We start from the raw sequence: 14,129 nt of genomic DNA, 5'->3' as shown, positions 1-14,129 counted from the left end.
AAAAAATAATTATTCATAAAAAGATTTTTGTAAACATGTTATAATAAGACTTATGATAATAGGAATATGCACTTGTGAAATATTTATTTATGATGCAAACTCTTTAAAGTCAAAGAGATCCGTCGTAAAAAGTATTATTGAGAAGTCAAAAAATAGATTTAATATTTCAATAGCTGAAGTTGGAGAAAATGATAAATGGCAGAAAAGTATTATTGGATTTACCACAGTTTCCAATGACAAAAAAATTGTAGATGAAACCCTTGAAAGAGTAATACAATTTTTTAACGCTTACAGCGAAATTGAAATTATGAATATAGAAAAAGAAATTTTATAGAGGATAATATGAAGGATATTTTAACTCATGAAGAGGCAGATTTATGCCTTGATATATTGGAGAAAACTTACCCAGATGCCCACTGTGAACTGGAACATGAAAGCCCCTTTGAACTTTTAGTCGCAACAATTTTATCGGCACAATGTACTGATGTCAGAGTAAATAAAGTTACTTCTGAGATGTTTAAAAAATATAAGGAGCCAGAAGACTTTGCCTATATGGACATAAAGAAATTAGAGGGACTAATTAAGGAATGTGGTCTTTTTAGAAATAAGGCAAAAAATATTAAGGCAAGTTCTAGTGTAATCTTAGAAGATTATAATGGCGAAGTACCAAATACAATCTCTGAACTTATGAAGTTACCTGGAGTTGGCAAAAAGACAGCCAATGTAGTAGCGTCTACTGCTTTTGGAGTACCCGCTATTGCAGTTGACACTCATGTTTTTAGAGTTAGCAATAGAATTGGTTTTGTCCATGAAAAAAATGTATTAGATACAGAAAAAGCACTTCAAAATAAAATTGATAAAAGTAGATGGACAAATGCACATCATTTATTTATTTTTCACGGCAGAAGATGCTGCACTGCAAGAAATCCCAACTGTGAAGGTTGTACTATTAATAATATTTGCAGATATTATGAGGTTTGATGATTATGGAAAATTTAGGCAATAAATTTTTAGATATTAATAAAAAAATTTTAATTACCCTTGCGCTTATTTTGATGATAATTTTTATTTCTGTAATGTATTTCACTAAAGAGTACACTAATCCTTATATGCACAGAGGTGTAAAAATTGAGGGCATAGATGTATCAAGATTATCAAAGGAAGATGCTTTAAGGGAAGTAAAGACCATTACAGATGAGATGATAAAAAATAAAATAGTTAATTTTACCTATGAAGATATCACTGTGCCTGTGCCTTTAAAGGACTTTGGCTATAAGTTAAACTTGGAAGATGTTGTAAATAGTGCTTATAGTTATGGTAGGTCTGACAATGTTTTTTATAATTACATTGATATTTTAAAAGCTGCAATTTTTAAAAAGAATTTTCTCGCAAAAGCGGACATAAATAATTCTAAAAGAGAAGAAGTAATTTTAAATATTGGAAATAAAATTTTTAAGAAGCCTCTTGATGCTCATCCTATTATAAAATCTGATGGAAGTGTAACTATAAAGGACTCTGAGATTGGTAGATATATGGACTTAAATGAGGCAAAGGAATTAATCAATTTAGATATTTTGCATGAGGAAAAAATCGAACTTCCAGTCTATAAGACTGAGCCAAAAATTTATTCTAATTATTATGAAGGAATAAACAAAAAACTTGGGGATTTTGAGACAGACTATTCATCTTCCATTAAAAATCGCAAGGAAAACATAAGACTTGCCGCATCAAAGTTTAACAACATGAAGTTAAATCCAGACGATGAAATTTCCTTTAATGATGTTGTGGGCGAAATTTCTGAAGAAACTGGTTTTAAAAATGCAACTGTAATCGTAGGAGGAGAATATGAAGATGGAATTGGCGGAGGAATTTGTCAAGTTTCCACAACCCTCTATAATTCTTTAGTTTTATCTGACTTAGAAATTACAGAAAGACACAATCACTCAAGACCAATTCATTATGTTGACCTTGGTACAGATGCTGCTGTGGCAAGAGGTTACAAGGATTTAAAATTTAAAAATAATACCAATAATCCTATTTTAATATTAGCAGAGGCAAATGGAGAAAAATTAAATTTTAAAATTTTGGGAAACAGCAGCGACAGAGACTATGAAATAAAAATTGTACCAGAACTTTTAGACACAGTTAGTCCAGGAGTTGACACAGTTTATTCAGACGCTTTGCCTGAAGGAGAATCAACTGTGAAAGAAAGTGGAGCAAAGGGTTATTCTTATAAGACTTATAAAGAAATAATTAAAAATGGCGAAGTAGTAGACAAAAAAGAAATTTCAAAATCCTATTACCTTCCAAAGGACAAAGTTGTTGTAGTTGGAACAGGAAGTCCAAGTGATAAAGAAGATAATGATGAAGATTAATAAGGGCCTAGGCTCTTATTTTTTTGACAATATAAAAATCTAGGCTCTTGTGATAAAATAGAGACATGAAGTTATTTAAGAGATTTAAAAAGGAAAAGTCGATATATAAAGTTCTTTGGGAAAGTAATTTTGATTTAGAGAAATTAAAAGAAATAAAAGATTTTCATTTATCTGATGGGAGCTACGAACTTTCTCTTGCAAAGGGCGAAATAAAATTAAATCATATTAACACAAGAGAGATAAATAAGGCTGTTGATGATTATTATTTGAGAGATAGCCAGGCAATAGATGAATTTGAAAAATTTTTTAAGGACAACAGAGCAGTGGAAGCCGAGAGAAATTTTCTAACATTTTTACTGCAAAAAATTGAATTTGACGAATCGAAATTAGTAGGGCTTTCGATTTTACTTATGAGAGACTCAAAAGTTGAAGAGTGTGTGAAATTTGGAATGTTACTGACAAAATATTACAATCTTCAAGAAGTAAGAAGAGCTTATGAAATTTTTTTAAGTTTATTAAGGCATCCAGCTTTTATATATTACGGAATAGATATTTTGAAGAATATAGATTATGGGATAATAGATGATTTGCACGATAAAACTACGGAAATTGGAAAAGAAATAATTGAGGAGAAGGCATGGAATTAGGAAAAATACAAAAATTAAAAGTAGAATCAAAAAATGGCAAGAAAGTTTTTTTAGCCGATGATGAAAATAATAAAGTTCTTCTTGCAAAGGGCGAGGGAGAGGATTTAAAGGTAGGAGACGAAGTTGAAGCCTTTGTCTACAACATTCATGAAGAATTTGAAGCGACACTAAAGAGACCTTATGCACAAGTTGGCGACTTAAAAAAATTAAAGGTCGTTGACAAGGCGAAGGTTGGTTACTTTGTTGATAATGGAATTGGAAAGGACATTTTCTTACCTTTTAAAGAAAGTTATGGAAGATTAACTGTTGGGGAAGGATATCTTTTGTATTTATACCATGATAAGAGTGACAGACTTGCCCTTACAATGAATATAAAGGACAAACTTTTAGTAAATGACAAATATAAGGTCAATGAAATAGTTAAAGGAACTATTTATAGCATTGGAAGACCTGGTGCCTTTGTTGCCATTGATAACAAGTATGATGGAATGATTCCTGCTGAAGAAATAAAGGGAATTTATAAAATTGGAGATGAAGTTGAGGCAAGAGTGCAAAGAATTTTACAAACTGGATTTATAACTTTGACTCTTAGAGAAAAGGCTTATAAGCAAATAGATGCCGATGCTGATTTAATTTTAGAACTACTTGAAGACAATGGTGGTGTTCTTGAAATTGGCGATAAGTCTGATCCAGAAATCATTAAGGACTTGACAGGACTTAGCAAAAAAGCCTATAAGAGAGCAGTTGGACATCTTTATAAAAATAGAAGCATAAATATTTATGATACTAAAATAGAGTTGAGACATGGAAGAAAATAAATTTACAAGAGAAATAATTGACTTTGATTTCAAGGGACTTGGCATGACAAAAGTAGATGGGCTGCCAGTATTTTTAGATGGTGGAGTAATTGGAGATGAAGTTGAATTTCTCATAACTAAGAAAAAGAAAAATTTTTGCAAGGGAAAAATTCTAAATATAAGAAAAAAATCTAAGGACAGAGTGAAAAGCCCCTGTCCTTATTTTAAAGAGTGTGGAGGTTGCGACTTTCTAAATTATTCTGATGAGATGGAATTAAAGTGGAAGGAAGAAGATGTAAATAAGAATTTAGAAAAAATTGCAGGTCTCGACATCAAAGTAGAAGAAGTTTTTGACTCGCTGGAAAAAACACATTACAGAAACAATATGCAGTTCCAAGTGCAAGATGGCCTAATTGGACTTTATGGCAAAAATTCAAAGGATATTGTGGCAATAAAAAACTGCATAATGCAAAGAGATATAGCTAATGAAGTCTTGAAAATAATGTGGAGGTTTAGAAAACTAAAGGACTTAAAACGAATTGGAATAAGGACAAACTACAAGGGAGAAGTCCTATTAATACTTGTAACAAGAGATGGAGAAGTGGAAATAAAGGATGTCCTTCCTGATTTAATTGATGCAGGAGTAAAATCAATTTATCTAAATTACAATGCAGGAGACAAGTTTCATTATTCACGAGAATTTGAAAAAATTTATGGAGAGGACGCCATAGGAGAAAAATTATTAGACATAAATTATAAAATTTCTCCAGAATCTTTTTTTCAAATAAATAGACTTTCTACAGAAAAATTATACCAAAAAGCTATTGAGTTTTTAGAGCCCAAAGAAGAGGATATAATTTACGATTTATATTGTGGAGTTGGATCAATATCACTTTCTGTAGCGAAAAGTAAAGCTCAGGTAATTGGAATAGAAATAGTAGATAGTGCCGTCGATGATGCAAGGATAAATGCAGAAAATAATAGTATTGAGGCAAGATTTATAAAGGGAGCGGCAGAGGAAGCCATAGAAAAACTTTGGGAAGAAGAAAAAATTTCGCCAAATAAAATAATAGTTGACCCACCTAGAAAGGGACTTGACGAAAAAATGGTAAACTTCTTAAAGGAAAACCCAGTAGAAAGAATAGTTTATATTTCCTGCAACCCAGCAACCCAAGCAAGGGATTTAAAATCTTTAAAAGAAGTATATAGGGTGGAAAAAGTAGCATTAGTAAATCTCTTTCCAAACACAGCTCATGTGGAGTGCATAGCGTTGATACAAAGAGTGAAATCGTGAAAATCCTGCATTTTAAGCAGTTTTACAAGCATTATGTCTTTAATGAAGATGGCGATGGAGGAAGAAAAAAAGTCCTAAAAAATTATATTGATGTTTATGTTTGCATTGATATGGTGTGTGGAGATACAAAGGGTGAATTGGGAAGTGAGGAATAAGAAATGATGAGATGGATAATAAAAATAATCTTGTTTCCAATCAGCTTGCTGCTGAGTATCCTTACTGCCTTTTTGACATTTATACTTGGCATAGGAACAACTATTCTGTATTTCTTAATGCTTATGTGTATAGTTGCTGCAATAGGTTCGTTTATGCAGAAAGATGTATCACTTGGTATTGAAGCATTGATTATTGGATTCTTAGTTAGTCCATATGGAATACCAATGGTTGGAGCAACAGTTATAGCTTTTTTACAAGGTATCAATGAGGTAATAAAATCAATCTAAAAAATTTCATAAAAATGGTTACCAAAGGCGATAGAAGAAAAACTATCGTCTTTTTCTTTGCAAATTTTTTGGAGAGGAGGTGAAGCGATGGACTTTGACTATTTCTATAACAGAGAAGCAGAGAGATTTAATTTTCTTAAAGTACCGGAGATATTAGTTGATGGAGAAGAATTTAAGGGGTTGTCAGCAGAGGCAATTATCCTTTATTCCATGCTTCTAAAACGAACGGGAATATCTTTTAAGAATAACTGGATAGACAAAGAAAATAGAGTATTTATCTATTTTACCGTTGAAGAAATTATGAGAAGAAGAAATATCTCAAAGCCGACAGCCATAAAAACATTGGATGAGTTAGACAGTAAAAAAGGAATCGGACTGATTGAAAGAGTAAGGCTTGGACTTGGAAAACCTAATATCATTTATGTGAAAGACTTTATGAGTGTATTTCAGGTAAAAGGAAATGACTTTCAGAAGTCAAAAAACTTTACCTCAGAAGTAAAAGATGTTGACCTCAGAAGTAAAGAAAATGAACTTCAGGAAGTTAAAAATGTTGACTCTAACTATATAGAGAATAATAAGAGTAAGTATAGTAAGAGAGAATATAGTTTTTGCGAAAACGGACTTGGAACATTTCAAAATGTATTTTTAACTGATGAAGATATTTCTGATTTACAAATCAAACTAAATGCACAGCTTGATAATTACATTGAACGCTTATCTGCATATATCAAGAGTACCGGAAAGAGCTATAAAGACCATAAAGCGACGATCCTTTCTTGGTTTTATAAAGATCAGGGCAAAAGCAAGCAGGCGAAAACATCAAATGTCCCGACATGGGAAGAATATAACAAAGGAGAACATTTATGAAAAGAGAATTGGAAAAAATAATGATAGAGGATGTAGAATTTGCCTATGATTCTGAAAAAGAGTATATCAAAGACGGACACGCCTATTGTAAAGTCTGCCACGAAAGAAAAGACGGTGATGTAATGGAATTTTTCGGAAACAAAATGATATTAAGGGTAGCTTGTAAATGCGATAGAGAAATAGAGAAACAAAAGAAACGAAGAGAAAAACAGATGGAAATTGAAAGGTTAAAAAGAACCTGCTTCAATTCCATGAGGGAGTGGTCATATACCTTTGAAAATTATCAGGGAGAAGAAAACCAAAGCCTCATGATTGCAAAGAATTTTGTAGAAGATTATGAGAAAATGAAAAAAGAAAATATCGGACTTCTCTTTTATGGCTCGGTAGGAAGCGGAAAGACCTATCTTGCATGCTCCATTGCAAATAGCCTTATTGAACAGTATCAAATAGGTGTTAAGATTAGAAATTTCGCACAGATTATCAATGAACTTCAAAAAAGCAGCTTTGACTTTGATAAAAACGCATATATTGAATCCCTTGTAAATACTTCTGTTCTTATCTTAGATGACTTGGGAATTGAAAGGGATACAAGCTATGCTAAAGAGCAGGTATATAACATTGTCAATAGCAGGTACCTAAAACAGAAACCAACAATTTTCACAACAAATCTTTCCTACGACACAATTCAAAACTGCAAGGACAGTGTTGAATATCAAAGAATCTATTCAAGAATTATTGAAATGTGTATTCCCGTTATGGTTGTAGGCGAGGATTTCAGAAAGTTTATTCAAAGAGATAAGCTAACTCGCAATAAAGATAGATTACTGAACGGAGGTGAAAGGACTTGATCAATGAAGAAATTGCAAGAAAAACGCTCAACATGGAAGTGAGAGCCGGCAAAGTAACAGGCAAGATACTTTTGGATTTGATAAGGAAGTTACTGAAAGAATCAGAAAAAATCGGTGGACTTGAAAAGCTCGTTGGGAGTAAAGGGAATGAAGTAAAACTAAAAGATATGGTTAAAAAGGGACAGCTTGAAGAGATACCAGTAGAAGAAACAGAATTGAAGGAACTGAAAAAAGAACTGAACAGATATGGAGTTAAGTTTTCGGTAATGAAAGATAAAGAATCAGGTAAATACTCAGTGTTCTTTCAAGCAAAAGATATGAAAGTGATGGACAAAGCATTTAAGCACGCCCTTTCAGAATCAGAAAAGAAAACGGAAAGGAAAGAATCTATTCATAAAAACATTGAGAAGTTTAAGGAGATGGCTAAAAATTCTGTTTCTAAAGATAAAATCAAGAACAAGCAAAAGGAGCAGAGCCTATGATAGAGAAAATACTAAAGGACATCAAAGGCTTGTTTAAGGTGCAGGATAAGGCAAAGTTTCTAAAGCAGAACATTCCCTATCTTGCATTTTTTTATTTAGGCAATATTTTTTCTCATCATGTAAGAAACTATGTAGGTGGAGATATTATAGACAAAATCTTTCAAGGGATATTAGAGCTTAACACCATGAGCTTTATTCCAAGCATTCATCCAACTGACATTCTAATAGGCATAGGAGTAGCCGCTTTAATTAAATTCATTGTCTACAGCAAAGGCAAAAATGCAAAAAAGTTCAGACAGGGAAAAGAGTATGGTTCAGCAAGATGGGGAACGAGAAAAGATATAGAACCATACATGGATGAAAAGTTCCAGAACAATATCTTGCTTACACAAACAGAACGATTAACTATGAACGGCAGACCAGCTAATCCAAAGTATGCAAGAAATAAAAATGTTTTGGTTATAGGTGGTTCAGGCTCCGGAAAGACAAGATTTTATGTAAAACCGAACTTAATGCAAATGAACAGTAGCTATTGTGTAACCGATCCTAAAGGAACGATAGTGATTGAGTGTGGCAAGATGCTTGAAGATAATGGCTATGAGATTAAAATTCTAAATACCATAAACTTCAAAAAGTCTATGAAGTACAATCCATTCGCATATATCCGTTCTGAAAAAGATATTCTAAAGCTTGTTCAGACAATCATCGCAAACACGAAGGGCGAGGGAGAAAAAGCAGGTGAGGACTTTTGGGTGAAAGCTGAGAAGCTCTACTATACGGCACTTATCGGCTACATCTGGTATGAGGCTCCAAGAGAAGAAAAGAACTTTGCAACACTACTTGATATGATAGACGCTTCAGAGGTAAGAGAAGATGATGAAACCTACATGAATCCGATTGATAGACTCTTTGAAGCATTGGAAAAGAAAGAACCGACACACTTTGCGGTGAAGCAATATAAAAAGTACAAATTGGCTGCTGGAAAAACTGCCAAGTCAATTCTAATATCTTGTGGAGCAAGACTTGCCCCTTTTGACATAAGAGAGCTAAGAGAACTAATGAGTGAAGATGAACTTGAGCTTGATACACTGGGAGATAGAAAGACAGCACTCTTTGTTATCATCTCCGATACAGATGATACTTTTAACTTTGTGGTATCTATTATGTATTCTCAGCTATTTAACTTGTTATGTGATAAGGCAGATGATGTGTATGGAGGAAGATTACCTGTTCATGTAAGATGCCTACTTGACGAGTTTGCAAACATCGGCTTAATTCCAAAGTTTGAAAAACTGATAGCGACAATCCGTTCCAGAGAAATATCAGCGAGTATAATTCTTCAAGCACAATCTCAGCTAAAGGCAATCTATAAAGATAATGCTGACACAATCGTGGGCAACTGCGATAGCACTTTGTTTCTTGGTGGAAAGGAAAAGACCACACTAAAGGAGCTATCTGAAACACTTGGTAAAGAAACCATAGATCTGTATAACACTTCTGAAACACGCTCCAATGCCAATAGCTATGGACTGAATTACCAAAAGACAGGAAAAGAGCTGATGAGTCAAGATGAGATAACGGTTATGGATGGCAGTAAATGTATTTTTCAGCTTCGAGGTGTAAGACCGTTTTTATCAGATAAATTTGATATTACAAAGCATAAGAATTACAAACTTTTGGAGGACTATGACAAGAAGAATGTGTTTGATATTGAAAGCTATATGAAGCGAAAAGGGAAAGCAAAATTAAATAGAGAAACGGTTATTACAAGAGTGCAGTAAGTCTAAAGAACATAGATTTGCTGCTTTTTTATTACTCAAAATCAGGAGGAAAGATGGTAAGGATAAGAAGTCCCACTAAGGAAAACTAAATAGCAAGAGTATCAGCGATTGGAAAAGAAAAACTCCGATCGCTTTTTTATTGAAAAGAAAAGGAGAAATTTTTAATGAAGCAAGAAATGATTAACATCAATGCCAATTTATTGGCAGAACCAACTTTTTCGAGTTTTGACAAAGAGGGAGAAGCTGTTGAAGTTGTAAACTTTACGCTTGTAAAAAAGTATGGGAAAGGCAAGGAATATATCAACTGTGCCGCTTATGGAGAAAAAGCGGAGAAAGCAAAAGTCTTTGAAAAGGGCGATTTGATTCATATCTTTGGCTACTTCAAGAAGCGTGAAAAAGACGGAAAGACTTACAAAAACTTTGTTGTGAAGTCATACAACAAGATTGAAAAGAAAGAAGAAAACGAGGAGGAATAAATTATGGAATTTTTTACACAGGCAGTAAATGTATTAAAGATTTTAGTTATGGCAGTAGGTGCAGGACTTGGAGCATGGGGCGTAATTAACCTGATGGAAGGTTATGGTAATGACAATCCCGGTGCCAAGAGTCAAGGCATCAAGCAGCTTATGGCTGGAGGTGGTATCGTCTTAATCGGATTAAAGCTGATTCCGCTTCTTGCAAATGTACTCAAGTAAGAAGAAAAGGAGAAATTAAATGTTTGGGATATTCGACAAGATAGAGGAGTTTTTCAAAGATCTTCTACTGGGCGGTATCCAAGCAAACTTAGAGTCCATGTTTCTTGACATCAACGATAAAGTTGGTGCAGTTGCAACAGATGTAGGAAAAACTCCCATGGGATGGAACGGAGATGTATTTGCCTTTATCAAAAGCATTAACGATTCCGTCATTATTCCCATAGCGGGACTAATCATCACAGCAGTCCTTTGTATTGAGCTTATCAATATGGTAATGCAAAAGAACAATATGCACGATACGGATACCTTTGAATTTTTCAAATACATCATAAAGATGTGGATTGCCGTATGGTTAGTGTCTCATGCTTTTCAGTTTTCTATGGCAGTCTTTGATGTGGCACAGCACATGGTAAATAAAGCGGCAGGGGTTATCAATACCTCTGCCGTTATCTCCGGAGATCAGATTGTAACGATGGTAGAAGGCTTAAAGGAAAAAGGTCTTGGAGAGCTTGTCATGATACTCTTTGAAACCTCACTCATAAAGGTTGCCATAGAGGTAATTTCCATTGTAATCATGCTTGTGGTTTACGGAAGAATGTTTGAGATTTATGTTTACTCATCGGTTTCAGCCATTCCATTTGCCACAATGGGAAACAAAGAGTGGGGACAAATTGGAACAAACTATATCAAAGGACTATTTGCACTTGGGCTACAAGGACTCTTTTTAATGGTTTGTCTTGGAATATACGCAGTATTAGTTAAGACAATAAAGATAACAGATATACACACAAGTACCATGACGATACTTGGATATGCGGTTTTGCTGGGGTTAATGATGCTAAAGAGCGGAACTCTGGCCAAAAGCGTATTAAATGCACACTAACAGAAAGGAAGGATAGGATGATCAAAAGAAAAACAGTATTTACAGCAGTAGTAATCGGAGCAGGTGTTATAGCGGTGATTGATAGAATCAAACTTTTTAGCAAGATTAATGACTTGGAAGAAAGAACAAAAGACATCGGTCGCTGCCATAATGACTTTTGTATTTTGCAGGAAAGATATAACAAAAATACAGATAAACAGATAGAAAGCATTCAGGAAGAAATCGGCTCTGTATATGAACACATGGCGGAGCTTTCAAAAGAAAAAGAAGATGGGAGGTAAGTTATGGCGTATGTACCAATCCCAAAAGACCTAAAGAAGGTAAAGACAAAGGTAGCTTTTAACTTAACCAAAAGGCAGATGATAGGCTTCACACTCGCAGGACTGGTAGGACTACCAGTCTATTTATTTATGCGAAAGGTTGTTCCAAATGATATAGCCATCATATTTCTCATTGTGTCCACACTCCCTATATTTTTCATCACTCTTTTTGAAAAGGACGGACTGACATTTGAGAAATATTTTAAATATATTTACCTTCATAAGTTTTATCAGCCACAAAAAAGGGTGAGAAAGGAGGTTTACCTTGAAAGACAAAAGAAAGATTCAGCAGGTAAAGTTAGAACAAAACAAAAAGAAGTTAAGAAGTCAAAAACAGGACTTAAAGCAAAATAAGGGAAAATCTAAAAAAGATAAAGGCGGGCTACTTGACCTTATTTTTAGAAAAGAACCGAAAAGATACACTGTTGAAGATACCATTCCCTACCTTAGACTTTTAAAAAGCGGGATATGTCAGATTGATGAAAAGCATTTTAATAAGAGTATCGCTTTTGAGGATATAAACTATCAGCTTGCCTTAGAAGAAGATAGAGATTTGATTTTTAATCAGTTTGCAAATTTTCTTAATTCCTTTGATCCAAGTGTCAGCATAGAGTTTTCATATATTAATCAGCTTGGCAGAAATGAAGAAATGAAATCAGCTATTCAAATACCGGATAAAAAGGACGGGTTTGACGATATTCGCCTTGAGTTTAGAGAAATGCTGAAAAGTCAGATTGTAAAGGGAAATAACGGACTGAAAAAATCAAAGTATGTAACCTTTACGGTGGAAGCGGATAATTTAGAGCAGGCAACATCAAAACTGGAAAGACTGGAGATAGATATATTATCTAATCTAAAGAGTATGGGGGTTCGTGCTGAAAGTCTTACAGGAGAAGAAAGATTAAAGATACTTCACGATATATTAAATCCCAATAAGACCTTTGAGTTTTCATACAAAAATCTGAGGAAAAGGGAAAGCACTAAAACATACATTGTACCTGATGAATTTAACTTCACGCCTTCAAGGTACTTTAAGTTTGGAAAATTTATCGGGGCAGTAAGTCATTTTCAAATTCTTGCAAGCGAGCTTTCAGACCGTATGCTTGCCGAGTTTTTGGATATTGATGATAACATCAATATTTCCTTTCATATTAAGGCAATCGACCAATCGGAAGCTATTAAAATGGTAAAGAGAAAAAATACCGATATTGACAAGATGAAGATTGAGGAAAATAAGAAAGCGGTAAGAAGCGGTTATGATATGGACATTCTTCCATCGGACTTAATCACCTATGGAGAAGATGTAAAAAGCCTCCTAAAGGACTTACAGACAAGAGATGAGCGAATGTTTGTGGTGAGTATCGTCTTTATGAACTTTGCAAGGACGCTGCAAAAGCTCGATAACACCATTTCTCAAATAAGCTCTATTGCCAATAAGCACAATTGTAAAATAAAAAGACTTGACCATACGCAGGAGCAAGGTTTAGTGAGTGTGTTGCCTCTTGGCGTAAATAAGATTGAAATAGACAGAGGACTGACGAGTTCATCTACGGCGGTCTTTATGCCCTTTACTACAGAGGAGCTTTTCATCAATTCAAGTAACAGTCTTTACTACGGGCTAAATGCCTTAAGCCATAACCTGATTATGGCAGACAGAAAGAAGCTCAAGAACCCGAATGGTCTAATTCTTGGAACTCCGGGTAGCGGAAAGTCATTTTCTGCAAAGCGTGAAATGGCAAATGCGATTCTTGTAACAGATGATGATGTGATTATCTGCGATCCGGAGGGCGAGTACGGGAACCTTGTAAGGCAGTTTAATGGTGAAGTAATCAAGGTCAGCAGTAAGTCGAAAGACTATCTGAATCCCCTTGATATAAATATGAACTATGGCGATGGGGATGCACCACTGAAAGACAAAGCAAACTTCATTATGAGTATGCTTGAACTTGTAGTTGGTGGCAGTGGACTTACTGCAGAAGAAAAGTCCGTTATAGACAGGTGCTTACCTAAGATTTACGAAAAGTATTTTGATAATCCAACTCCTGACAATATGCCAATACTGCAAGACCTATACGATATGTTAAAAGGACAGGAAGAAAAGGTCGGTAAAAAGCTGGCAACGGAGATGGAAATCTATGTATCAGGTTCCCTTAATGTTTTTAATCACAGGTCAAATGTGGACTTAAATAAGAAACTCCTGTGCTTTGATATTAAAGAGCTTGGAAGTCAGCTAAAGAAAATAGGAATGCTTGTTATACAGGATCAGGTGTGGAATAAAGTATCTCAAAATAGAGGAAGCAAGGCTACAAGGTACTATATAGATGAGTTTCACTTGCTATTAAAAGATGAGCAGACAGCATCTTATTCTGTGGAAATATGGAAGCGTTTTAGAAAATGGGGAGGTATTCCAACAGGTATTACGCAAAATGTCAAAGACCTACTTATGAGTAAGGAAATTGAAAATATCTTTGATAATACCGACTTTGTCTTAATGCTAAATCAAGCGTCAGGAGACAGAGAAATTTTAGCAAGAAAACTTAAAATCTCACTTCCTCAGCTTAGATATGTTACCAACTCAAATGAGGGCGAGGGACTACTGTTCTTTGGAAATACCATTGTTCCTTTCCTTGATAAGTTCCCGAAAGATACAATTCTCTATCAGAAGATGACTACCAAGCCTGAAGAAGTGAGGTAGCC

The 14,129-nt window shown here is 34.4% G+C and carries 18 protein-coding genes; all 18 read left to right on the top strand.

Going from position 1 to position 14,129, the window contains the following annotated elements:
- Nucleotides 1-52 precede the first annotated feature (52 nt).
- The 18 genes from PTSHG_RS02490 (at nt 53) to PTSHG_RS02405 (ending at nt 14,127) form a co-directional block, all read left to right on the top strand.
- Nucleotides 53-334 carry a DUF503 domain-containing protein gene (locus tag PTSHG_RS02490; RefSeq protein ID WP_019107313.1) on the top strand — a complete coding sequence of 94 codons (282 nt, stop codon included), beginning with the start codon at nt 53-55 and terminating at the stop codon, nt 332-334.
- An 8-nt stretch (nt 335-342) separates the two neighbouring features.
- Nucleotides 343-981 (top strand): endonuclease III, encoded by a 639-nt coding sequence (gene nth, locus PTSHG_RS02485; protein ID WP_019107312.1) that lies wholly within the window; start codon nt 343-345, stop codon nt 979-981.
- Between the two features lie 5 nt (nt 982-986).
- A complete protein-coding gene (locus PTSHG_RS02480) occupies nt 987-2,375 on the top strand; it encodes a VanW family protein (RefSeq protein WP_026088820.1) in 1,389 nt (462 codons plus the stop codon).
- Nucleotides 2,376-2,440: 65 nt separating this feature from the next.
- Nucleotides 2,441-3,022: a hypothetical protein gene (locus PTSHG_RS02475; protein WP_019107310.1), complete on the top strand. Its 582-nt coding sequence runs from the start codon at nt 2,441-2,443 to the stop codon at nt 3,020-3,022.
- On the top strand, nt 3,013-3,840 hold the full coding sequence (locus PTSHG_RS02470; protein ID WP_019107309.1) for a CvfB family protein: 828 nt from the start codon (nt 3,013-3,015) through the stop codon (nt 3,838-3,840). Before PTSHG_RS02475 ends, PTSHG_RS02470 begins: the two co-directional genes overlap by 10 nt.
- Nucleotides 3,827-5,113 carry a 23S rRNA (uracil(1939)-C(5))-methyltransferase RlmD gene (gene rlmD, locus PTSHG_RS02465; RefSeq protein ID WP_019107308.1) on the top strand — a complete coding sequence of 429 codons (1,287 nt, stop codon included), beginning with the start codon at nt 3,827-3,829 and terminating at the stop codon, nt 5,111-5,113. Before PTSHG_RS02470 ends, rlmD begins: the two co-directional genes overlap by 14 nt.
- Nucleotides 5,110-5,268 carry a hypothetical protein gene (locus PTSHG_RS09940; protein ID WP_019107307.1) on the top strand — a complete coding sequence of 53 codons (159 nt, stop codon included), beginning with the start codon at nt 5,110-5,112 and terminating at the stop codon, nt 5,266-5,268. The genes rlmD and PTSHG_RS09940 overlap by 4 nt, the downstream gene beginning before the upstream one ends.
- 3 nt (nt 5,269-5,271) lie before the next feature.
- Complete coding sequence (locus PTSHG_RS02455) at nt 5,272-5,556, top strand: CD1845 family protein (protein WP_019107306.1); 285 nt, start codon at nt 5,272-5,274, stop codon at nt 5,554-5,556.
- An 87-nt stretch (nt 5,557-5,643) separates the two neighbouring features.
- Nucleotides 5,644-6,423, top strand: a complete 780-nt coding sequence (locus PTSHG_RS02450) for a replication initiator protein A (protein ID WP_019107305.1) — start codon at nt 5,644-5,646, stop codon at nt 6,421-6,423.
- Entirely contained in the window at nt 6,420-7,271 is an 852-nt protein-coding gene (locus PTSHG_RS02445) for an ATP-binding protein (protein WP_019107304.1), read from the top strand. Before PTSHG_RS02450 ends, PTSHG_RS02445 begins: the two co-directional genes overlap by 4 nt.
- Nucleotides 7,268-7,753 (top strand): PcfB family protein, encoded by a 486-nt coding sequence (locus PTSHG_RS02440; RefSeq protein ID WP_000606566.1) that lies wholly within the window; start codon nt 7,268-7,270, stop codon nt 7,751-7,753. Before PTSHG_RS02445 ends, PTSHG_RS02440 begins: the two co-directional genes overlap by 4 nt.
- On the top strand, nt 7,750-9,534 hold the full coding sequence (locus PTSHG_RS02435) for a VirD4-like conjugal transfer protein, CD1115 family (RefSeq protein WP_019107303.1): 1,785 nt from the start codon (nt 7,750-7,752) through the stop codon (nt 9,532-9,534). Before PTSHG_RS02440 ends, PTSHG_RS02435 begins: the two co-directional genes overlap by 4 nt.
- A gap of 164 nt (nt 9,535-9,698) precedes the next feature.
- On the top strand, nt 9,699-10,010 hold the full coding sequence (locus PTSHG_RS02430) for a hypothetical protein (protein ID WP_007894841.1): 312 nt from the start codon (nt 9,699-9,701) through the stop codon (nt 10,008-10,010).
- 3 nt (nt 10,011-10,013) lie between these two features.
- Nucleotides 10,014-10,229 carry a Maff2 family mobile element protein gene (locus PTSHG_RS02425; protein WP_000394208.1) on the top strand — a complete coding sequence of 72 codons (216 nt, stop codon included), beginning with the start codon at nt 10,014-10,016 and terminating at the stop codon, nt 10,227-10,229.
- A gap of 19 nt (nt 10,230-10,248) precedes the next feature.
- Entirely contained in the window at nt 10,249-11,112 is an 864-nt protein-coding gene (locus tag PTSHG_RS02420) for a VirB6/TrbL-like conjugal transfer protein, CD1112 family (protein WP_019107302.1), read from the top strand.
- A 17-nt stretch (nt 11,113-11,129) separates the two neighbouring features.
- A complete protein-coding gene (locus PTSHG_RS02415) occupies nt 11,130-11,393 on the top strand; it encodes a hypothetical protein (protein WP_000595839.1) in 264 nt (87 codons plus the stop codon).
- A gap of 3 nt (nt 11,394-11,396) precedes the next feature.
- On the top strand, nt 11,397-11,786 hold the full coding sequence (locus PTSHG_RS02410; RefSeq protein WP_019107301.1) for a PrgI family protein: 390 nt from the start codon (nt 11,397-11,399) through the stop codon (nt 11,784-11,786).
- Nucleotides 11,698-14,127, top strand: a complete 2,430-nt coding sequence (locus tag PTSHG_RS02405) for a VirB4-like conjugal transfer ATPase, CD1110 family (protein WP_019107300.1) — start codon at nt 11,698-11,700, stop codon at nt 14,125-14,127. The genes PTSHG_RS02410 and PTSHG_RS02405 overlap by 89 nt, the downstream gene beginning before the upstream one ends.
- Nucleotides 14,128-14,129 lie beyond the last annotated feature (2 nt).

This window comes from Peptoniphilus senegalensis JC140 (assembly GCF_000321025.1).
Lineage (GTDB): Bacteria > Bacillota > Clostridia > Tissierellales > Peptoniphilaceae > Peptoniphilus_A > Peptoniphilus_A senegalensis.
This window is presented reverse-complemented; position numbering and strand designations above follow the sequence as displayed.

Bases quoted from the DNA above. Each gene is read 5' to 3' on its own strand.
- rlmD (WP_019107308.1), top strand. From the start codon at position 3,827: ATGGAAGAAAATAAATTTACAAGAGAAATAATTGACTTTGATTTCAAG.
- PTSHG_RS02410 (WP_019107301.1), top strand. From the start codon at position 11,397: ATGGCGTATGTACCAATCCCAAAAGACCTAAAGAAGGTAAAGACAAAG.
- PTSHG_RS02430 (WP_007894841.1), top strand. From the start codon at position 9,699: ATGAAGCAAGAAATGATTAACATCAATGCCAATTTATTGGCAGAACCA.
- PTSHG_RS02475 (WP_019107310.1), top strand. From the start codon at position 2,441: ATGAAGTTATTTAAGAGATTTAAAAAGGAAAAGTCGATATATAAAGTT.
- PTSHG_RS02490 (WP_019107313.1), top strand. From the start codon at position 53: ATGATAATAGGAATATGCACTTGTGAAATATTTATTTATGATGCAAAC.
- PTSHG_RS02435 (WP_019107303.1), top strand. From the start codon at position 7,750: ATGATAGAGAAAATACTAAAGGACATCAAAGGCTTGTTTAAGGTGCAG.
- PTSHG_RS02450 (WP_019107305.1), top strand. From the start codon at position 5,644: ATGGACTTTGACTATTTCTATAACAGAGAAGCAGAGAGATTTAATTTT.
- PTSHG_RS02420 (WP_019107302.1), top strand. From the start codon at position 10,249: ATGTTTGGGATATTCGACAAGATAGAGGAGTTTTTCAAAGATCTTCTA.
- nth (WP_019107312.1), top strand. From the start codon at position 343: ATGAAGGATATTTTAACTCATGAAGAGGCAGATTTATGCCTTGATATA.
- PTSHG_RS02425 (WP_000394208.1), top strand. From the start codon at position 10,014: ATGGAATTTTTTACACAGGCAGTAAATGTATTAAAGATTTTAGTTATG.
- PTSHG_RS02445 (WP_019107304.1), top strand. From the start codon at position 6,420: ATGAAAAGAGAATTGGAAAAAATAATGATAGAGGATGTAGAATTTGCC.
- PTSHG_RS02480 (WP_026088820.1), top strand. From the start codon at position 987: ATGGAAAATTTAGGCAATAAATTTTTAGATATTAATAAAAAAATTTTA.
- PTSHG_RS02415 (WP_000595839.1), top strand. From the start codon at position 11,130: ATGATCAAAAGAAAAACAGTATTTACAGCAGTAGTAATCGGAGCAGGT.
- PTSHG_RS02455 (WP_019107306.1), top strand. From the start codon at position 5,272: ATGATGAGATGGATAATAAAAATAATCTTGTTTCCAATCAGCTTGCTG.
- PTSHG_RS02470 (WP_019107309.1), top strand. From the start codon at position 3,013: ATGGAATTAGGAAAAATACAAAAATTAAAAGTAGAATCAAAAAATGGC.